Below are 18,768 nucleotides of genomic sequence, written 5' to 3'. Positions count from 1 at the left end.
GTGCGGAGGCGGCTGGCTTCGACGGCGACGACGTCGACTGCCCGGTCCTCTCCACCAGTCGCCGTCACCACAGCGTTTCCGGCGGGTGGCTTCTCGTCGACGACCGCGCGTCTCGTCAGAACGTCGCGATCGGGTTGACCGGACTGCCGGACGTGCCAGCGAAGCGAACCGGTGCGACGGCGAGCTGGAAGTCCCACTGGCCGAGCTCGACGGCCGTCGTCGCGCACGCCTCCAGGTCGCAGTTGTCAAGGAGCCACAGCCCCATCGCGACGAGACCCACGGCGTGGACCGGCATCAGGATGTTCTCGTATCCCGACGGTAGAACGTCTTGCGGGGTGTCGGCCCCGATCAGCGCCACCTCTCGTTCGTACAACCACGGCAGGCAGGCCGCGTGCCAGCCAGCCTGCGTGACGCCGGACGTCGCACCGGACTCGTGTCGCGCGCGGCCAAACCCGGTCCGGAGGAGCACGGCATCGCCGCGACGTACCCGCACACCTTGGCGACGCTCGGCCTCCTCGAGATCGTCGGGGAACACGCCTTGCCCTGGTTCCAACCACGGCACGTCGTGGGTCCGTGCGACATCCAGCAGGACGCCACGGGTGACGATCCCGTTCGCCGCCGCGGTCACGGCTGCCCACGCCGACCCCGTCGTGGGATCGACCAGCGAGTGCGACCGTCCGTTGTACATGGTGCCGTCCCAGAAGATGTGGCACGGCGAGTCGATGTGGGTGACGGTGTTGCCGTGGAACGCGAGGCTCACCTGCTCGGATGAGAAGCCCCACCTCCGGTCGGCGTGGAATCGCGCCGGCATGCCCTCGGCTCCCGGCATGTCGGCCGCGCATGGGCACGCCGTGGTCGACCGCTGCATCTCTGCCGGGGCGGTGATCTCCCAGGCACACGACACGCTCGTGCCATGACGCACGGCGCGCGCGGCCGCCAACCGGACGTCGTCCGTGACGTGGTTCAGCGTGCCGAGCTCGTCCTCCTCACCCCACCGCCCCCAGTTCGACAGCGTGTCGAAGTACCCGAGCACCTCATCCTGCGTGGGTACGGGCCGCCCGCTCGCCGTCATCGCCGCATCGACTCCTCTGATCGCACGGACCAAGGTGACCGCAGGTGCAGTGAACCATCCACCGGACGGGGACGGGGCCACCTCCGGCACTCCATCGCCGTGGCTCACCACGAGTGTGTGTGCCAGTCGTCGATGAGGTGCAGGAGCCGACGAGTGAGGCGAGCTCGCGCCTCCGGACTGATGACGGTGACGTACTGCGGCCACTCGAACAGCAGGATGTCGATCTCCGCTGCGATGAGCGCGCGCCGCATCGACGCAGGCTCGGTGGGGCGGTGGTCGAGGTACTCCCGCAGCATCGCGTCGTACGGGACGTCGGCTCCGTCGGCATGGGCGCGGGACCACAGGAATGCCAGCTCGCTGGCGGGACACCCGACGCCCGTGACCTGCCAGTCGGTCCACACGATCCGCTCACCCTCGCGGAGGAGGTTCTCGACGTGACAGTCGCCGTGGACGAAGCAGACCGGTACGGCCTGCAGTGCTCTGGCTAGCTGCTCTGGTTCGTCGAGGAAGCATCGGACGCTCGCGGCTGCTTCGGTCGCACACCAGTAGCTCGACGCGAGGTCGATGGGTGGCCGGTAAGGAAGTCGCCGGCGTGCCGGCGGACCGGTCCAGCAGTCTCCCTCAGGGGGCGGGACCGAATGCAGCGCCGCGAGTTGCCGCGCGACCTCCAGCCATGCCGACGGCTCCCACTGGGGCGCCGGCCGTGCAGATCCATGAGCTGACAACAGCAACGCCGTGAACCGATCATTGTCGGCGTACCGAAGCAGCTTCGGCGTCACAACGGGCACTTGATCAGCCAGCGTCTGATAGAAGGCGAGCTCTCGTCTGGCGTTGTCCTGCCGGTCGCCGGCCCTGGTCACCTTCAGCACCGCGTCGTCTCCGTCGATCTGGACGCGAAACACACCCGAACCGGAGGCGCCGCCTACCAGCTCGACGTGCTTGCCGTCGATTTCCAATCCCACCGAACGCATGACGTGGGCAAGCCCATCGTCGAGCATCCAGCACTCCCATCTGTGGAACCAGCTACGGGTCGCCCTTCGCACCTGCTCACGCGTTGCCGGGTTTACTGGTGTCCGGAGAGCGACCGGCGCGGCGAACGTGGCATGCCGTTCCTACCACGCGGCACCGACAGGCCTCCTCCATCGCGCTCCCTCGCGCAACTCGGCCGAGACATTGGCCGGCCGCGTGTCTTGTTGCCTGTGTCAGCAGGCCGAAAGGGGCAACACGGACTGATGTACAACGTGAGAAAACGTCCCTATTGTGAAGCAGTCAGATCGACTCAGCGGGCCCAGTACGACGCCTGAAGGAGGGGCGATGAAGCCGGCCGCCTCATCGCGTTCCGTCGAGTTGCTCCGGTCCACCAGCTCCATCAGCCGGCGAGCATTCCTGGGCGCCGCCGGCGGTGCGGCCCTCGCGGCCCTGGGCGGCACGACCTCGGCCCACGCCCAAGGAGGCGGGTATCAGAACCCCGTCATCCCAACGAACCATCCAGACCCGGCGGTTCTCTATGCCGATGGAGCGTTCTGGCTGTACTCGACCGCGGGTGCGATGGGCGCGATGCCGGTGTTGACGTCGCCCGACTTGGTCAACTGGACCGAGGTCGGCAACGGCATGCCGGTGATCGCCCCGTGGTCGGTGCCAGGTCGACACTGGGCGCCCGAAGTCATCAAGGTCGGTCAGCGCTACCTCGCCTACTACACCGCGCGTCGCGCTGACATAGACCAACAGGCGATATCGGTCGCGGTGGCCGAGTCTCCGGCCGGGCCGTTCGTCGACGAACGGACAACGCCGTTGATCGGTCAGGTCGACGAGGGTGGAAGCATCGATGCGTCACCCTTCCGGGACGTCGACGGTTCGCTGTGGTTGCTGTGGAAGAACGACGGGAACTCGCGTGGCCTGCCGTCCTACATCTACCTTCAGCGCCTGACCGACGACGGGCTGGAGTTGGTCGGCGAGCCGATGCGCATCATCGGCATGGACCAGCCGTACGAGATCTACACGATCGAGGGCGCCTCCGTGATCATCCACCAAGGCGTCTACTACTGCTTCTACTCGACCGGCGAGTACTGGAGGGACACGTACGGCGTCTGCTGGGCGATGGCATCCGCGATCACCGGGCCGTGGACCAAGAAGGGCGACGGGCCGATCCTCTCCGGGAACGACGTCGCGGCTGGTCCCGGCCACGGCATGCCGATCAAGGTGGGGCCGCACTGGTGGTACGTCTATCACGCCTGGCAGCCGGACGCGGTGGGCGAGTCACCCGGCCGCCTGGTCTGGCTGTCTCGGCTGAAGTTCACCGGCCACGGGCCGGTGATCGACGGACCGCACGTGGAGAACCCCTTCAGGCCGGTCGTGGTCTGAGCGTCTGTCCCGTCCCCTGGGGCGCACGTCGACGCCCGGATCCGGGGCCAGGGAACCCGGGTGTGGTCGAGGCGCGACGGGGTAGGAGTCCTCGGCCGCGAGAGGCGGGAGGCTGCACGCGGCCGCCACCTGAGCGAGCTCGAAGCCGGGGAGCAAGCCCATGGGGAGCGGCGACCCACATCGGGGCGATCCCACGCATGCCCGCGCCAGTCGAGAGGGGCACGTCCACCGCAGCGCTGGCCACATCGGGCGTTCCGTCCACCAGCCGCGTCACGACGGACACGACGGGCACGCCGCTCACGACCCGGAGACGTTCCGGCGGCGGTTCTGGGTCAGCCTGCTCCTCACGTTGCCGGTCGTCGCGACCAGCCCCATGGTGCTCGGGTGGTTCGGCGCCTCCGTCGTGTTCCCGGGCCACGCATGGCTGGGTCCGCTCCTGGGGTCTGCGGTCTTCTGGTACGGGGGTTGGCCGTTCCTCACCGGTGGCGTCGCGGAGATCCGCCGGCGCGCCCCCGGCATGATGCTGCTCGTCTCGATGGCGATCGTCGTCGCGTACGCCACCTCGCTGGCCACCAGCGTGGGCTTGTTCCACCTGGACTTCTGGTGGGAGCTGTCGGCGCTGGTCACCATCATGTTGCTGGGCCACTGGCAGGAGATGAAGGCCGTCAGCCAGGCCCGAGGTGCGTTGTCGGCCCTCGCGGAGCTACTGCCGGACGACGCCGAGCGGGTGACCGACGGCCGGATCGAGCGGGTCGACGTCGCCGCGCTCGGGGTGGGAGACGTCGTCCTGGTACGCCCCGGCGGGCGGGTTCCCGCGGACGGGCGGATCGTCGACGGCGCCGCCGAGCTCGACGAGTCCATGATCACCGGCGAGTCACGGCCGGTGTCTCGGTCGATCGGTGACCGGGTGGTCGCCGGGACGGTCGCCACGGACTCCGCCATCCGGGTCGAGGTCGACGCCGTCGGGGAGGACACCGCGCTCGCGGGGATCCAGCGCATGGTCGCGCAGGCACAGGCCTCCCGTGGTCGCACGCAGGTGCTGGCGGATCGATTCGCCGGCGCGCTGTTCTACGTCGCGGCGGCTGCCGGCTTCGTCACCTTCCTCGTCTGGTGGGCGTTCGGCGACCTCGTCGAGTCGGTCACGCGTACCGTCACCGTGCTGGTCATCGCCTGCCCGCACGCGCTCGGCCTGGCCATTCCGCTGGTCGTCTCCCTGTCGACCGCCGTCGCGGCTCGCTCGGGCATCCTCGTCAAGGACCGCTTGGCGCTGGAGCGCATGCGCACGGTCGACGTCGTGCTGTTCGACAAGACGGGCACCCTCACGGAGGGTCGGCACCGGCTCGTCGCCGTGCTACCGACGCGCGGTGTGACGGAGGACGACGTGCTACGCCTGGCCGCGGGTGTCGAGTCCGACAGCGAGCACCCCTTGGCCCGCGCGATCGTCAGCGTGGCGCGAGAGCGTGGCCTGGCGTCGACCGCCACGGACTTTCGGGCGCTTCCCGGGCGTGGGGTGCGGGCACGCGTCGACGGCGTTCCCTACGCGGTGGGTGGACCGGCACTGCTGCGGGAGTACGACGCTCGCCCGCCTGAGGAGGTGGCCACGGCGACTCGCCACTGGATCGGTCGCGGTTCCGCTGTCTTGCACCTGGTGCAGCTCGTGGACGAGGAACGTCGTGAGGGCCGTGTCCTGGGTGCGCTCGCGCTGGAGGACGCGGTCCGCCCCGAGGCTCGCCAGGCAATCGCCGCGCTGCGCGCGGAGGGGATCTCCACGATCGGGATGATCACCGGCGACTCCCGTCCGGTCGCCGACGCGGTCGCAGCCGAGCTGGGGTTCCGCTCTGGCGTGGACCCGGTGTTCGCCGAGGTCCTGCCCGTCGACAAGGACCGTGTCGTCGCCGAGCTGCAGCGCAGCGGGCACACGGTCGCCATGGTGGGGGACGGTGTGAACGACGCTCCTGCGCTGGCTCGCGCGGACGTCGGCATCGCGATCGGTGCCGGCACCGATGTCGCGATCGAGTCGGCCGGCGTCATCCTCGCCTCGTCCGATCCCCGGGCGGTCGCCGCGGTCGTGCGGTTGTCGAAAGCGTCGTACCGAAAGATGGTGGAGAACCTGGGGTGGGCGGCGGGCTACAACGTCGTCGCCATCCCGCTGGCCGCCGGTGTCCTCGCGTGGGTGGGGGTCACGTTGAGCCCCGCGCTCGGCGCGATCCTCATGTCGGCGTCCACGATCGTGGTCGCGCTCAACGCGCAGCTGCTGCGCCGCGTCGAGCTGTGAGGCGGGAGGGGCGCGCTGGGTAGGCTCCGCCTCGACGCCCGCGTCTGTGGCGGGCCCACCGCTCGAGGGTGAACACACGATGGACGCCGAACGCCTGCTCCCGTCACCGGAGGCCCACGAGCTTCTCGCGCTGACGCGCCAGATCGCTCGGGAGGAGCTGGCGCCCGCCGCCGACAAGGCGGAGGCGGACGGTGTGTTTCCGCGTGACATCTTCCGGCTCCTCGGTCGGTCAGGGCTGCTGTCGCTGACCGCGCCGGAGGAGTTCGGGGGAGGTGGACAGCCGTTCGAGGTCTACCTGCAGGTGCTCGAGGAGCTGGCGTACGCCTGGTTGACGGTCGCGGTCGGGGTCTCGGTGCACGCGCTCGCCTGCTACCCGTTGATCGCGTGCGGCACGCAGGAGCAGCAGGAGCGGTGGTTGCCCGACATGCTGTCGGGAGAGCTGCTGGGCGCCTACTGTCTGTCCGAGCCGCAGGCAGGATCGGACGTCGCCGCCATGACCACGCGGGCGGTGGTGGACACCTCGGGGTCGGATCCCGTCTACGTCGTGGACGGGACGAAGGCGTGGACCACCCACGGCGGCGAGGCGGACTTCTACGTGCTGTTCGCCCGGACCTCACCGGACCGCACCAAGGGCATCAGCTGCTTCCTGGCGGACGCCGGCACGCCTGGTCTGTCGTTCGGTCCGCCGGAGCGGAAGATGGGTCTCACCGCGTCGCCCACCACGCAGGTGCACTGGGACGGGGTGCGGCTGCCGTTGGAGCGGCGCATCGGCGCTGAGGGCGAGGGTTTGCGCATCGCCCTCTCCGGTCTCGATGGGGGACGGCTGGGCATCGCGGCGTGCGCCGTGGGCCTGGCGCAGGCGGCGCTTGACGTCGCGGTGGACTACGCCAAGCAGCGGCGGCAGTTCGGCCGGCGGATCCTGGACTTCCAAGGCCTGGCGTTCCTGCTCGCCGACATGGCGGCCGCGGTGCAGACCGCCCGCGCGACGTATCTCGACGCGGCCCGGCGCCGGGACCAAGGGCTGCCGTTCACCACCGAGGCCGCCATCGCCAAGCTGGTGGCCACTGACACCGCGATGAAGGTCACCACCGACGCCGTGCAAGTGCTTGGCGGCTACGGGTACACCCGGGACTTCCCCGTCGAGCGGTACCTGCGCGAGGCGAAGGTCCTGCAGATCTTCGAGGGCACGAACCAGATTCAGCGGCTCGTCATCAGTCGTTCGCTGTCGGCCGACGTCTGACGCGGACTCGCACCACAGGTGCCCTCGCCGGCGCGACCGGAGAGGGACGTCGCCGGGCCTGGCGGTCGTCCTTGACGAGCCGACAGGCTCAGCGACCATCCGGAGCGACAGGCGCCCTGGATCACGTGCCGACCCAGGGGCCTCTGTCGTCGAGCTCGGCTGGAGCTCGAGTGGAGGCTGGAGTGGAGGCTGGAGTGGAGGCTGGAGTGGAGATGGTCAGAGCGCCGCGCCGAGGCGCTCGCAGAACTCCACCAAGCGGTTGGAGAACCCCCACTCGTTGTCGTACCAGCCGTGCACCTTGACCTGCCGACCGACGGCCTGGGTCAACGGGGCGTCGTAGATGGACGAGTGCGGATTGCCGACGATGTCGGAGGACACCAGCGGGGCTTCGGAGTATTGCAGGTAACGCCGCAACCTCGGGGAGGACGCCGCCTCCCGGAAGGCCGCGTTGACCTCGTCGACGGTGACGCTGCGTTCCAGGACGACGGTCAGGTCGGTGATCGACCCGACGGGAACCGGCACTCGAAGGGCCGCCCCGGTCAGCCGGCCGTCGAGCTCCGGCAACACCTTGCCGATCGCCCTCGCCGCCCCTGAGGACGCAGGAATGATCGAGAGGGCGGCGGCCCTGGCCCGGCGCAGGTCGGAGTGCGGCGCGTCGTGGAGTCGCTGGTCGTTGGTGTAGGCGTGCACCGTCGTCATCAACCCCGACTCGATGCCGAAGGCGTCGTGGAGAACCTTGGCCAGCGGGGCGAGGGAGTTCGTCGTGCACGACCCGTTGGAGAAGATGTCGTGAGCCTCCGGGTCGAGCCGGTCATCGTTGACGCCGAGCACGAAGGTCGGCACGTCGCCCTTGGCTGGGGCGGAGATCAGCACCTTGCGCGCGCCGCCCGTGAGGTGGGCTTGGGCGGCGTCGGCGTCGGTGAACCGGCCGGTGGCTTCGAGCACCACGTCGGCGCCGACGTCACCCCACGGAATGCTGGCGGGGTCGCGCTCACCGAAGACGGTGATCGTCCGCCCGTGCACGCTGATCGCGGCGTCGTCGAACTCGATGCCCTCCAGGTGGCCGGACACCGAGTCCCATTCGAGCAGCGTCGCGAGCGTGCGCGCGTCGGCCAGGTCATTGACGGCGACCACCTCGACGTCCGCTCCGCTGGCCAGGGCGGCGCGCAGGAAGCTGCGTCCGATCCGGCCGAATCCGTTGATGCCGATGCGTACTGTCATGTCATTCGCTCTTTCGTGTCGGACTGGTTGGGGCCGGGCCGGCTCGCGTCGAGTCGGCTCCGGGCCGGCCGCCGTGGGTCGTCGTCGTGGCGGGCCGGGTGGCGGCGCGCAGGAGGTCGAGCGCGCCGCGACGGGCCTCCTCGAACGGGCCTGGGTCCTGCTGCGCGATCGCCAGCACGTAGCCGCCTTGGAGGACGGCCATCAAGGTGTAGGCGAGCCGCTCGGGGTCGACGTCGTCCCGAAACTGACCGGCGTCGACCGCCTCACGCAACGCCCGTGCCCATCGGCTGTGGGCTTCGGCGAACGCTCTCGCCACCAAGGCCAGCAGCTCGGGATCCTCCCGAACCTGCGGGTCTTGGGTCATTCGGCCGACCTTGCAGCCCTTGAGCGCGTCCCGGGGGCGCATGAGGTGAGCCTCGACCCGGCTCAGCGGGTCACCCGGCCCGTCGAGCTCGGCGGACGCCGACGCCAGGTCGGCGATGTTGCGCTCCAACGCTGCCAGCGCCAGGTCCCGTTTGGTGGGGAAGTGGTGGTACATGCTGCCTTGGCCGACGCCTGACCGCTGTCGAACCTCCCGCGGGCTGGTGTCGGCGTAGCCGCGCTCCCACAGCAGCTCGCTCATGGCCTGGACGAGGCGCTCTCGGGAATCCATGACAGCAGTGTACCTACCTATAGGTACAGACATGGGTGGGCGCCTGGCCGGGCTTCCTCCTGCTGCTCAGCGTGAGCGAGACCCGCGGAGCCTCCTCCGTCCCCGACCCGGAACGTTCATCGCCGCGCTGGAATCCATTCGGGCCTCGCTCGAGTCGACGTGAGGACGCGAGCACACCGGAACGACGGGACGTGTCCGCCGGGACGGGTGGTGCGCCGTTCCCCGGTTCGTCGAACGAGCCGCGGCGCGTTGGAGGCGAGGCGGTGGACCCGTGGAAGGTCGGACAAAAATCGCGATCCCAGATGAGGGGCGTCGATGAAGCTAACCGGGCCTTTGGTGACGTAAGGAAGAGGCTTCGGACGGAGGCACGATTGCTCCTTCGGCGCACAGCCTGGAGCTATGAATCAACAAAAGCGCATCGACATCCGGCATTCTCGATTGGGTCGAAGACATCTGTTCGGAGTTGCCCTCGTGGGTGTCGCTGCACACGCGGGAATCGTTCCGGCCTGGGCGGACGACGGGGGCGAGAAGTACCGGGCGCAAGCGCGCGTCATGCCGCCGTCACCCGCGTTCCCGAAGGCCATCGACGCGTACGCGGTCTACGAACCGCAGACCACGTGCAGCATGACGAACAAGCCCGGCCCGCTAGACCTACGGGACATCGTCTTCCAGACCTACGGTCAGCGGTCGTGGAGTATCGCGCGTAGCTGCACGGGCAGCAGTGTCTCCGAGCACAAGGAAGGGCGCGCTCTCGACATCTCCTTCAACGCGCTCAACGACACGCAACGCAAACTCGCCAATGACTTCCTCTACTGGCTGCTGAAGCCCGATCCGCACGGCAACCGCCACGCGTTCGCTCGCCGGTTCGGCATCATGTACATCATCTGGAATCACAAGATGTGGCGGGCTTATCGGCCGAACGACGGTTGGCAGTGGTACACCGGCTCCAACCCGCACACCGACCACATCCACATCAGCTTCAGCTGGCGGGGCGCGATGCGCCGAACGAGCTGGTGGACTCGTCAAGTCTTCTATTGAGCGATCCCGGCGCGGGACCGAACCCGTGACGAGCAGCGGGCGGTGGCTCGCGGTCGTCACCGGCGGGCCCGGGTGCCGCCTCGGTGGGGACAAGTCCGGTGGAACGGGCCCTGGTCGCGACGCGCCGTCAGTCACGGGAAACGGGCCCTCCGGCTGCCTTCGTCGTGGTCGGTCGGCGGTGGCGCGCAGTACCCCCGCCGGCGGCGGGGCCCGCCGAACGTCGGTCACCCTGAGGGTGTGAGCTCGCCTGGTCGGTCGTGGGCGTGTGCCCTGCTCGTGACCGTGGCGCTGACACTCGGGGCGCTGGCATTCGGGCCGGCGGGGGCCGCTGTCGCGGACCCGCCCGAGCCCACGGTCGTGCCGGCCGACTTCGGACCGTCCATCGACCCCTACGCCGCCTATGAGGGGCAACGGGTGTGCGACCCCACACCCCGATCCGGGGTGGTGGACGTCCGCGACCTCGTCCTCGTGGTCTACGGGCCACGGTGGACCGGCATCGCCAGCGGGTGTGGCACGGCGCGACCGAGTGAGCACCATGACGGACGGGCGTTGGACATCGCGTTCGACGCGCACTCGGAACGAGACCGCCGACTCGCCGAGGACTTCCTCGGCTGGTTGCTCGCCACCGACCAGTACGGCAACGAGCACGCGATGGCCCGGCGGCTCGGCGTCATGTACATCATCTGGAACCACCACATCTGGCGGTCCTACGAGGCGTACCGAGGATGGCAGCCCTACTCAGGGACGCCGAATCCCCACACCGACCACATCCACCTCAGCTTCAGCTGGGACGGCGCGCTGCGCCGCACGACGTGGTGGACGGCCGGCCCGGCGGCGATGTCCGCGTCGCGACCACCGGCGACGGACCCGTGAGCGGGTGTCGAGGTCAGGCGTCCAGGTCGGAGTCGACGAGGGAGTCCATCTCGTCAGCGGAGGGGAGGCGCTCCCGCTCGTCCGGGCGGTGGCGGAGCACCGTCGCGGCGTACGAGCGCGCGGCCTCGACCAGCGGAATCTCATGCCCAGCCTCCTCCGACCGGTACCAGCGGTGCTCGAGGACCTCGTGGAAGATCTCGGCGGCCGGGAGCTTGCCGCGCAGCTCGGCCGGCACGGCCTGGATCACGGGTTCGAAGACCTCGGTGAGCCACTGGTGGGCGACGATCTCCTCGTCCTCGTACTGCTGCTGCGTCGCGGCGCGGAAGGTGTCGAGGTCGTTGAGGAGCCGGCGGGCCTGGTTCTCCTCGACGTCCAGGCCGGTGAGCCGGAGCAGCCGCCGACTGTGGTGTCCCGCGTCGACCACCTTCGGCTGGATCCGAATGTGCTGGCCGTCGATGTCGGTGTGGATGTCGAGCTCGGCGACGTCGAAACCCAGGTCGTTGAGCCGCTTGATGCGGCGTTCGAGCCGGTACAGCTCGTTCTCGTCGAACTCCTCCGGCTCGGTCAGCTCCGCCCACAGTCGCTGGTACCGGTCCACGACGGTGTCGGCGAGATCGAGCAGGTCGGTGTCTTCGGACAAGTAGCCGCCGGCCTGGAGGTCGAGGAGCTCGCCGAAGATGTTCGTGTGGGCGATGTCCAAGTCGTACGCGCGCTGCCCAGGGGACAGCTCGTCGTGCAGCTCGCCAGTCTCGGCGTCGACGAGGTACGCGGCGAACGCTCCAGCGTCGCGGCGGAACAACGTGTTCGACAGCGAGCAGTCGCCCCAGAAGAACCCCGCGAGGTGGAGGCGGACCAGGAGCGCCGCGAGCGCGTCGACCAGCCGGACGACCGTCTCCGAACGCAGCGTGCGGGAGAACACCGCGCGGTAGGGCAGCGAGTACGACAGGTGGCGGGTGAGCAGGATGGGGTCGAGCGGCTCCCGGTCCTCGGTGTACCGGTCGAGCACGACGCCGACCGGTTCGACCGCCGGGACGTCGAGGCGCTGCAGCTCACGAAGGAGATTCGCCTCCCGGAGGACGTAACGCTCGGGTGCCTCCTTCAGCGCGTACACCTGGCCGTTGAGCCGCACGAAGCGCACGACGTGACGGGAGATACCGCGCGGTAGCGCGACGAGGTGCTTCGACGACCACTCGGCGAGTGGCCGGTTCCACTCGAGCGCGAGGAGTCCGGCGTCGGCGGGGACCGAGACGAACCGTGGCATACGAGCGAGGGTAGGCCTTCGTCGACGATGAGTGGTGATCAAAAGGAGTGCTTCGTCGCCAGGATTCGCGCCACCCGATCCGGTTCGTACTCCTCGCCGAGCCACTCGAACAACCCGCGGAGCACCGTGGGATCCCGGATGTAGTCGTCGTAATGGATGTGGTAGCCGCGGTCGCCACGACTCGCCACCGCGCTGGTCAGGCGGGCCTCCAAGTCGGTCAGGTGGGCCAGCGCGTCAGGGTTCTTGGCGTACCAGCGGCTGCGCGCGACGTCCTTGAGGTTCCGGGTGTTGAGGAGGAACCGCGCGCGTGGAAACAGCGTCTCGAGGAAGTCCAGGTAGGCCGGGATGTTGGGCATCCACCAGCGAATCTCCTTCATGCCGGTGACCCGGGTGTCGGGTTCCGGGCGGAAGATGGTGTCGACGACCAGTTGACGCATGCGCGCGAGGGCGAGGGACTGCGGGTAGTCGTCGATCCCGTACCACGGATGCTGGGGAGGCAGCGGCTTGTCCTTGGCCCACTTGTCGCGGGCGCTCAGCGCCTTGGCATGGAACTCGTACAGGTGGTAGAGAACGCCCGCGTTCTCACCGCGGATGACGTAGCCGGGCAGGGAATCGAGCAGGCTCATGAGCAGGGTGGAGCCGGACCGCCCATACGTCACGATGAACAGCACCTGGAGGTCGTCGAGCGGTTCCGCGGCGTGCGAGGGCACCAATCCCAAGGCGAGCTTGTCGGCTTCCCGCTGCGCGGCGTCGCGTTGTTTGGTGAGGAGGTCGACCTGCTCGCGGAGTCGATGGTTCTGCGCGACCGCCCGATCGCGGTGCTCGAGGACGCGTCGCACGTAGGGGAGGCTTCGGGCGACCCTCGCCAGGAGCCTTCTCGTCATGTGAGAGCAGCGTAGGAGGCGTCACGCATCCATCGGTGGACTGCGAGGTGACCAGCGTCGGAACTCGCGGAGCGTGACCGGAAAACCGTGGGGCCACCGGACGTGACCGGTGGCCCCACGGTTCGACGTTGGAGTGGGGTTCGAGCGGGTCGTCACCCCACGCCCAGTCCGGTCTGCGTCTTTAGGAGCTGACGCGCTCTCCCGTGGTCGTCGAGAAGATGTGGATCCGGTCCGGGTCGGCAGCCAGCTTGACCTTGACACCCTTCTCCGGCGGGCGACGAGCGTCGATCCGAGCGATGATCTCCTTCTGCTCGTCGCCGCTGCCCAGCAGGCCGTACAGGAAGGCGTCGGCGCCGAGCTCCTCGACGACCGCCACCTCGACCGTGATGCCGTTCTCCTCCGCGCCGACGATGCGCAGCGCCTCCGGGCGGATTCCGACGGTAGCCGTGGTGTCGCTGCCCAGCTTGGTGCGGACCGCGGCCTCGATCGGAACGGTGTAGCCGCCGATGTCGATCCCGGCCTCGGTGACCTTGCCCTCCAGCAGGTTCATCGCCGGCGAGCCGATGAAGCCGGCGACGAAGATGTTGGCGGGCTTGTCGTAGAGGTTGAGCGGGGTGTCGAGCTGCTGCAGCACGCCGTCCTTGAGGACCGCGACCCGGTCACCCATGGTCATCGCCTCGGTCTGGTCGTGGGTGACGTAGACCGTGGTGACTCCCAGCCGACGCTGCAGCGCGGCGATCTGGGTACGGGTGGAGACGCGCAGCTTGGCGTCGAGGTTGGACAGCGGCTCGTCCATGAGGAAGACCTTGGGCTCCCGGACGATCGCGCGACCCATCGCGACCCGCTGCCGCTGACCACCGGACAGCGCCTTCGGCTTGCGGTCGAGGAGGTCCTCCAGGCCCAGCAGCTGGGCGGCCTCGCGGACCTTCTTCATCCGCTGGTCCTTGGGCACACCCTGCATCTTGAGGGCGAAGCCCATGTTCTCTGCGACGGTCATGTGCGGGTAGAGCGCGTAGTTCTGGAAGACCATCGCGATGTCGCGGTCCTTCGGAGGGAGGTGCGTCACGTCGCGGTCACCGATCAGCACCCGCCCCTCGTTGATCTCCTCGAGGCCCGCGAGCATCCGCAGGGACGTGGACTTCCCGCATCCCGACGGTCCGACGAGGACCATGAACTCCCCGTCCTCGATGTGCAGGTCGAGCTTGTCGACGGCGGGCTTGTCGGTACCCGGGTAGATCCTGGTCGCGCCGTCATAGGTGACCGTTGCCATGACTCTCCATCCCTCCACCGGCAGGAACGTGCCGGACGATCCGAGCAAAGGGCGCTTGGCGGCTCCGTCAGCCGACGCGCTGGTCCCCTGGGTACACGCCGTCTGACGCAAGCACGCGGCAGCTCATGGTGACACGGTGACGTGCGTGGTGTCACGATCCAGCCGCGCTCCTGGCCCGGACTGGCCGCGTCACACCCCGCGTCGGACGGTGCTGCGGACCGTTGCGTCGACCTCGAGGCGGCACGTGACCTGCGCTTTTCGTAGCGGCGACGATGCTGAGCGCGACTGATGCACAATCCTTGGCAGGATGTTCCAGCACCACCGGTCCGACCCGCGGCGCACGAGGCCGGGGATGGGCTCACCAGGAGGACGAATGATGGAGGCGAGCCCGGCCAAGAGGGCACGGCTCGTCGACATCGCCCGGCACGCCGGGGTCAGTGAGGCCACCGTGTCGCGCGTCCTCAACGGGCGTCCAGGCGTCAGTGAGACCACGACTCAGGCGGTGCTCACCGCCCTCGACGTCCTCGGCTACGAGCGTCCCGCTCGACTACGGCAGCGCAGCGCGGGCCTCATCGGCCTGGTCGTCCCCGAGCTCGACAATCCGATCTTTCCAGCGTTCGCCCAAGTCATCGAGAACGCCTGTGGCCAGCACGGCTACACACCGGTGCTGTGCACGCAGACCCCGGGCGGCGTCGGCGAGGACGAGTACGTCGAGATGCTGCTCGACCGCGGCGTCTCCGGGATCATCTTCGTGTCCGGTCTGCACGCCGACGTCTCCACCGACGCCGCGCGCTACCAGAAGCTCACCGGACGTGGGCTGCCCGTGGTCTTCGTGAACGGGTACATCGAGTCGGTGGAGGCGCCGTTCATCTCCACCGACGACGCCGTGGCGATCCAGCTCGCCGTCAGCCACCTCACGAGCCTCGGGCACCGGCGGCTGGGTCTGGCCATCGGGCCCGACCGGTATGTCCCCGTGCGCCGGAAGCTCGCGGCGTTCACCGCCCAGCTGGAGAGCCCGGAGCTGCGGGCCAAGAACGTCACCGGGCTCGTCGAGCAGTCGCTGTTCTCGGTCGAGGGCGGTCACGCGGCGGCGGTGCGGCTGCTCGACCAGGGGGTCACCGGCATCATCTGCGGCTCAGACCTGATGGCGCTGGGCGCGATCCGCGCGGCGCGCCAACGTGGCCTGGACGTGCCGCGTGACGTGTCCGTCGTCGGGTACGACGACTCGCCGCTGATCGCGTTCACCGATCCGCCGCTGACGACGGTGCGACAGCCGGTGCACGCGATGGGGCAGGCGGCGGTTCGCGCGTTGATCGACGCGGTGAGCGGCCACGGCTCGCCGAACACCGAGTACCTCTTCCGACCGGAGCTGGTCGTGCGGAACTCGACGGGCGCGGCTCCGGAGCGCTGAGCCACACAGCAGGCTCGGTCCGACAGTGCCGGCTGACAGGCCCAGTCGGCTGACAGGCCCAGTCGGCTGACAGGCCCAGTCGGCTGACAGGCCCAGTCGGCTGACAGGCCCGGTCGACGGGCGGTGTCGGGTCACCGCCGCGGTGTCGGGTCACCGCCGCGGTGTCGGGCAGGCCCTGGTGGGGCAGGATGTGCCGCGTGAAGGCGGTGATGATCGACGAGTACGGCGGGCTCGACCGGGTTCGCTACGGCGAGCACCCGGAGCCGAAGCTCGGACCCGACCAGGTTCTCGTCCGGACCCGCGCCGCGGGCGTCAACCCGGTGGACTGGAAGATCGTGGGAGGCGGCCTCGACCCGTGGTTCGAGGTGCACTTCCCGGTGGTGCTCGGCTGGGACCTCGCGGGTGTGGTGGAGCGGACCGGTCCGGCCGTGTCGGAGTTCGCGCCCGGCGACGAGGTCGTCGGGTACGTCCGGGAGGACCACATCCAGCGCGGCACCTTCGCCGAGCTGGTCGCCGCGCCGGTGCGCACGCTCGCGCCCAAGCCGCGGAACGTGACGTGGGCGCAGGCGGCCGGTCTCCCGCTCGCGGGCCTCACCGCCTACCAGGCGCTCCGCCACGTCCTCGGCGTCACGTCGGGGGACGTCGTGCTCGTGCACGCGGCGGCCGGTGGGGTCGGCTCCCTCGCCGTCCAGATCGCGAAGGCCCTGGGCGCGGCGCGGGTGATCGGGACGGCCAGCCAGCGCAACCACGAGTACCTGCGGTCTCTCGGCGCCGAGCCGGTGGAGTACGGCGACGGGCTGGCGGAGCGGGTGCGTTCGCTGGTTCCCGAGGGGCCGAGCGCGATCCTCGACCTCGTGGGTGGCGAGACGCTGCGGGCCAGCGTCGACCTGGTGTCGTCGCCGGGCCGGGTCGCCAGCATCGTCGAGCCAGGCGTGGCCGGGACGAGGTACCACTTCGTTCGTCCCGACCCGGACGACCTGCGGGAGCTCGTACGCCTCGTCGAGGCCGGGCGACTGGAGATCACGGTGGACGCCACCTACCCCCTGGCCGAGGCGAGGGCCGCGCTCGAGCACAATCGACGCGGCCACACCCGCGGCAAGGTGGTGGTGGAGGTGGCGGGCTAGGCGCGTGGCGGCCCGCCCGGACCTTCGGGCCCCAACGTCCGCCGCTACGCTTGCGTGGTGTTCCGCCAGCGTGGCGCAATTGGTAGCGCACCCGACTTGTAATCGGGCGGTTAGGGGTTCGAGTCCCCTCGCTGGCTCCAACAACCCGCCAGGTCGAAGGTGCTTTCGTTCACCGCGCATCGTGTTGCGGCAATGTGCTGATGCCCGAGGGGTCCCACTGGCCAGGTCACGCGGTCAGGGCTCGAGGCCGACGAGCCTGGCGCTGATCGTCCACAGGCGTTCGCAGCGCCCGACGCCAGTGGTGTGCGGCGCGGTCGCGACGGGCTGGCGTTCGACGAAGAACTGACCGCTGACCCCCGTGCGCGTACTCCTGCACCGCTACGTCGAGTGGGCCCAGCGGCACCCTGCGTGGTTCACGTTCGTCTTCGGGCCGTGGTCGATCGATTCGTCGGAGCTGGCGAGCGCGGCATCCGCGGCGCTCGCCGCGCTCCTGCGCGCGACGGCCCACGGTGCCGCGGACCTCGCCGCCGTGGGACACCTCGCGCGCGATGGGAAGGGCCGTGCCGGGCCCGGCGACGTGATCGACGACTTCCTCGACTATCTCCGCGCCGCTGCCCCGCGGCGCTGACCATGGCGCGGCTACGGCCGACGACCCGAAGCGGCGACGAGCCACCCACAGGAACGTCAGGGGCAAGCCGCTTGCCCGCCGCGTCATCGCGTGGTGCGGGAGTGCAGGTGGGTCACCCGGGAATGGGCCTGTCCCCTCGGTGGCTCCGGTGACTCTCACCGCGTCAGGCAGAGGCCACGCGATCGGCGGCTCGTCGGTGTACCAGGCTTGCTCGAGTCCGATCAGCCGACCCGCGCGAACCCACACCACGATCTCACCGGTGAGCTCGTCTTCTCGATCCACGAGGGCCCGTGTCGGAATTGGGCCGTCGTCGAGGTCGAGCCGAGGCGCGCTGTCGGGCACGACCACGTCGATCATCGTCGCGGAGTACGACGTCACGGTGGCGACACGGGCCTGCTGACACAGGATGGTCGCGTGGGCGCCGAGTGGGCGCGCGACCTGCGCGACGAGCTGGAGCAGGTCGGTGCTGAGGTGATGCTTCTGCTCCATCGCTGTTTCTGGCTCCCGGGTGTGTGGGAGAGACCGCACCCGTTGGTCGCTCGAACGGCCGCCTTCGCGGGCCGCCACAGGTGGTTCGACCTCCCGGGTCGCGAACGACCGTTGGACCTCGACCTACGAGGACGAAAGGCTCAGGGATCGGTCGGAGGAACGGGGTGAGCGTGGGAGAGGGAAGAAGGAGGGGACGCCTATGGGCGCGCTCCAGAGCAAGGGCGCCGTCGTGACCGGTGCTTCGGAGGGCATCGGGGCGGCGACCGCGCGCCTGTTCGCCGCCGAAGGAGCCACCGTGTTCATCACCGGCAGGCAGCAAGGCGAGCTGGACACCGCGGCGAAGGCGGTCAACGCGGAGGCCAACGGTGGGCGCGCCATCGCGGTGCGAGGCGACGTGTCGGTGCTCGACGACCTGGACCGGCTGTACGCGAGGGTCAAGGACGAGACCGGTCGCCTCGACGTGCTGTTCGCCAACGCCGGCGTGAGCGGGACGGCGCGGCTCGAGGAGGTCACCGAGGAGCACGTCGACCGCATCGTCGGCGTCAACGTCAAAGGACTGCTGTTCACGGTGCAGAAGGCGCTCCCGCTGCTGTCCGAGGGAGCCTCGGTCATCCTCCCCAGCTCCATCGCCGCCGCCAAGGGCGTCGCAGCGTTCAGCGTCTACAACGCCACCAAGGCCGCCGTCCGCAGCTTCGCTCGCGCGTGGACGGTCGAGCTGGCTCCGCGTGGAATCCGGGTCAACGTGGTCACCCCGGGACCGACCCGCACCCCTGGACTCGCTGACCTCCTCGGAGACAAGGACCAGGCGGCGAAGTTCGACGAGGAGCTGGTGGCTCGCATCCCGCTGGGTCGCATGGGAGAGCCGGACGAGGTGGCCGCCGCGGTGCTCTTCCTCGCCACCGACGCCAGCCGCTTCACGACCGGTGCCGAGCTCCTCGTCGACGGAGGCCTCAGCCAGATCTGATCGCG

Annotated in this window: 16 protein-coding genes and 1 tRNA gene; 10 read left to right on the top strand and 7 right to left on the bottom strand. The window is 69.5% G+C overall.

The genetic code is table 11. From position 1 onward, the window contains the following. Positions 1 to 115 precede the first annotated feature (115 nt). Together DFJ64_RS07105 and DFJ64_RS07100 are read right to left on the bottom strand one after the other, a co-directional pair. Positions 116 to 1,072, bottom strand: coding sequence for a cyclase family protein (locus tag DFJ64_RS07105; RefSeq protein ID WP_115849733.1), 957 nt, complete (start codon positions 1,070 to 1,072; stop codon positions 116 to 118). A 104-nt stretch (positions 1,073 to 1,176) separates the two neighbouring features. Next, complete coding sequence (locus DFJ64_RS07100) at positions 1,177 to 2,070, bottom strand: aminoglycoside phosphotransferase family protein (protein ID WP_115849732.1); 894 nt, start codon at positions 2,068 to 2,070, stop codon at positions 1,177 to 1,179. 316 nt (positions 2,071 to 2,386) lie between these two features. On the opposite strand from DFJ64_RS07100, the gene DFJ64_RS07095 reads away from it, so the two are divergent. From DFJ64_RS07095 to DFJ64_RS07085, 3 genes are all read left to right on the top strand, one after another. Continuing rightward, positions 2,387 to 3,433 carry a glycoside hydrolase family 43 protein gene (locus DFJ64_RS07095; protein WP_115849731.1) on the top strand — a complete coding sequence of 349 codons (1,047 nt, stop codon included), beginning with the start codon at positions 2,387 to 2,389 and terminating at the stop codon, positions 3,431 to 3,433. Positions 3,434 to 3,593: 160 nt separating this feature from the next. Beyond that, a complete protein-coding gene (locus DFJ64_RS07090) occupies positions 3,594 to 5,708 on the top strand; it encodes a heavy metal translocating P-type ATPase (RefSeq protein ID WP_115849730.1) in 2,115 nt (704 codons plus the stop codon). A 79-nt stretch (positions 5,709 to 5,787) separates the two neighbouring features. After that, the gene (locus DFJ64_RS07085) at positions 5,788 to 6,948 is read left to right on the top strand and encodes an acyl-CoA dehydrogenase family protein (protein ID WP_115851894.1); all 1,161 of its coding nucleotides are present in this window, start codon (positions 5,788 to 5,790) and stop codon (positions 6,946 to 6,948) included. A 216-nt stretch (positions 6,949 to 7,164) separates the two neighbouring features. Here DFJ64_RS07085 and gap read toward each other — a convergent pair whose 3' ends face one another. Next, positions 7,165 to 8,169 carry a type I glyceraldehyde-3-phosphate dehydrogenase gene (gap, locus tag DFJ64_RS07080; protein WP_115849729.1) on the bottom strand — a complete coding sequence of 335 codons (1,005 nt, stop codon included), beginning with the start codon at positions 8,167 to 8,169 and terminating at the stop codon, positions 7,165 to 7,167. Position 8,170: 1 nt separating this feature from the next. After that, positions 8,171 to 8,821, bottom strand: a complete 651-nt coding sequence (locus tag DFJ64_RS07075) for a TetR/AcrR family transcriptional regulator (protein ID WP_115849728.1) — start codon at positions 8,819 to 8,821, stop codon at positions 8,171 to 8,173. A 471-nt stretch (positions 8,822 to 9,292) separates the two neighbouring features. On the opposite strand from DFJ64_RS07075, the gene DFJ64_RS07070 reads away from it, so the two are divergent. Further along, positions 9,293 to 9,859 carry a VldE C-terminal domain-containing protein gene (locus tag DFJ64_RS07070; RefSeq protein ID WP_115849727.1) on the top strand — a complete coding sequence of 189 codons (567 nt, stop codon included), beginning with the start codon at positions 9,293 to 9,295 and terminating at the stop codon, positions 9,857 to 9,859. Positions 9,860 to 10,096: 237 nt separating this feature from the next. Continuing rightward, positions 10,097 to 10,732, top strand: coding sequence for a VldE C-terminal domain-containing protein (locus tag DFJ64_RS07065; RefSeq protein ID WP_115849726.1), 636 nt, complete (start codon positions 10,097 to 10,099; stop codon positions 10,730 to 10,732). Between the two features lie 13 nt (positions 10,733 to 10,745). Here DFJ64_RS07065 and DFJ64_RS07060 read toward each other — a convergent pair whose 3' ends face one another. From DFJ64_RS07060 to DFJ64_RS07050, 3 genes are all read right to left on the bottom strand, one after another. Beyond that, positions 10,746 to 11,993 (bottom strand): DUF4032 domain-containing protein, encoded by a 1,248-nt coding sequence (locus DFJ64_RS07060; RefSeq protein WP_115849725.1) that lies wholly within the window; start codon positions 11,991 to 11,993, stop codon positions 10,746 to 10,748. A gap of 38 nt (positions 11,994 to 12,031) precedes the next feature. After that, positions 12,032 to 12,877: a sulfotransferase gene (locus DFJ64_RS07055; RefSeq protein WP_115849724.1), complete on the bottom strand. Its 846-nt coding sequence runs from the start codon at positions 12,875 to 12,877 to the stop codon at positions 12,032 to 12,034. A 181-nt stretch (positions 12,878 to 13,058) separates the two neighbouring features. Beyond that, the gene (locus DFJ64_RS07050; protein WP_115849723.1) at positions 13,059 to 14,147 is read right to left on the bottom strand and encodes an ABC transporter ATP-binding protein; all 1,089 of its coding nucleotides are present in this window, start codon (positions 14,145 to 14,147) and stop codon (positions 13,059 to 13,061) included. A gap of 376 nt (positions 14,148 to 14,523) precedes the next feature. Between DFJ64_RS07050 and DFJ64_RS07045 the strand changes: the two genes are divergently transcribed. From DFJ64_RS07045 to DFJ64_RS07020, 5 genes are all read left to right on the top strand, one after another. Continuing rightward, positions 14,524 to 15,558: a LacI family DNA-binding transcriptional regulator gene (locus DFJ64_RS07045; protein ID WP_245940995.1), complete on the top strand. Its 1,035-nt coding sequence runs from the start codon at positions 14,524 to 14,526 to the stop codon at positions 15,556 to 15,558. Positions 15,559 to 15,755: 197 nt separating this feature from the next. After that, positions 15,756 to 16,682: an NADP-dependent oxidoreductase gene (locus tag DFJ64_RS07040; protein WP_115849721.1), complete on the top strand. Its 927-nt coding sequence runs from the start codon at positions 15,756 to 15,758 to the stop codon at positions 16,680 to 16,682. Between the two features lie 64 nt (positions 16,683 to 16,746). Further along, positions 16,747 to 16,822, top strand: a tRNA-Thr gene (locus DFJ64_RS07035). A gap of 218 nt (positions 16,823 to 17,040) precedes the next feature. Further along, entirely contained in the window at positions 17,041 to 17,310 is a 270-nt protein-coding gene (locus DFJ64_RS07030; protein ID WP_115849720.1) for a hypothetical protein, read from the top strand. A 688-nt stretch (positions 17,311 to 17,998) separates the two neighbouring features. After that, a complete protein-coding gene (locus DFJ64_RS07020; RefSeq protein ID WP_115849718.1) occupies positions 17,999 to 18,763 on the top strand; it encodes an SDR family NAD(P)-dependent oxidoreductase in 765 nt (254 codons plus the stop codon). Positions 18,764 to 18,768 lie beyond the last annotated feature (5 nt).

It is taken from the genome of Thermasporomyces composti, assembly GCF_003386795.1.
GTDB classification, from domain to species: domain Bacteria; phylum Actinomycetota; class Actinomycetes; order Propionibacteriales; family Actinopolymorphaceae; genus Thermasporomyces; species Thermasporomyces composti.
Note: the sequence above shows the minus strand (reverse complement) of the source record. Positions and strands in the feature narration are given on the sequence as shown.

Coding starts and splice junctions, on each gene's coding strand:
- DFJ64_RS07105 (WP_115849733.1), bottom strand. CDS start 1,072: ATGACGGCGAGCGGGCGGCCCGTACCCACGCAGGATGAGGTGCTCGGG.
- DFJ64_RS07100 (WP_115849732.1), bottom strand. CDS start 2,070: ATGCTCGACGATGGGCTTGCCCACGTCATGCGTTCGGTGGGATTGGAA.
- DFJ64_RS07095 (WP_115849731.1), top strand. CDS start 2,387: ATGAAGCCGGCCGCCTCATCGCGTTCCGTCGAGTTGCTCCGGTCCACC.
- DFJ64_RS07090 (WP_115849730.1), top strand. CDS start 3,594: ATGGGGAGCGGCGACCCACATCGGGGCGATCCCACGCATGCCCGCGCC.
- DFJ64_RS07085 (WP_115851894.1), top strand. CDS start 5,788: ATGGACGCCGAACGCCTGCTCCCGTCACCGGAGGCCCACGAGCTTCTC.
- gap (WP_115849729.1), bottom strand. CDS start 8,169: ATGACAGTACGCATCGGCATCAACGGATTCGGCCGGATCGGACGCAGC.
- DFJ64_RS07075 (WP_115849728.1), bottom strand. CDS start 8,821: ATGGATTCCCGAGAGCGCCTCGTCCAGGCCATGAGCGAGCTGCTGTGG.
- DFJ64_RS07060 (WP_115849725.1), bottom strand. CDS start 11,993: ATGCCACGGTTCGTCTCGGTCCCCGCCGACGCCGGACTCCTCGCGCTC.
- DFJ64_RS07055 (WP_115849724.1), bottom strand. CDS start 12,877: ATGACGAGAAGGCTCCTGGCGAGGGTCGCCCGAAGCCTCCCCTACGTG.
- DFJ64_RS07050 (WP_115849723.1), bottom strand. CDS start 14,147: ATGGCAACGGTCACCTATGACGGCGCGACCAGGATCTACCCGGGTACC.
- DFJ64_RS07045 (WP_245940995.1), top strand. CDS start 14,524: ATGGAGGCGAGCCCGGCCAAGAGGGCACGGCTCGTCGACATCGCCCGG.
- DFJ64_RS07020 (WP_115849718.1), top strand. CDS start 17,999: ATGGGCGCGCTCCAGAGCAAGGGCGCCGTCGTGACCGGTGCTTCGGAG.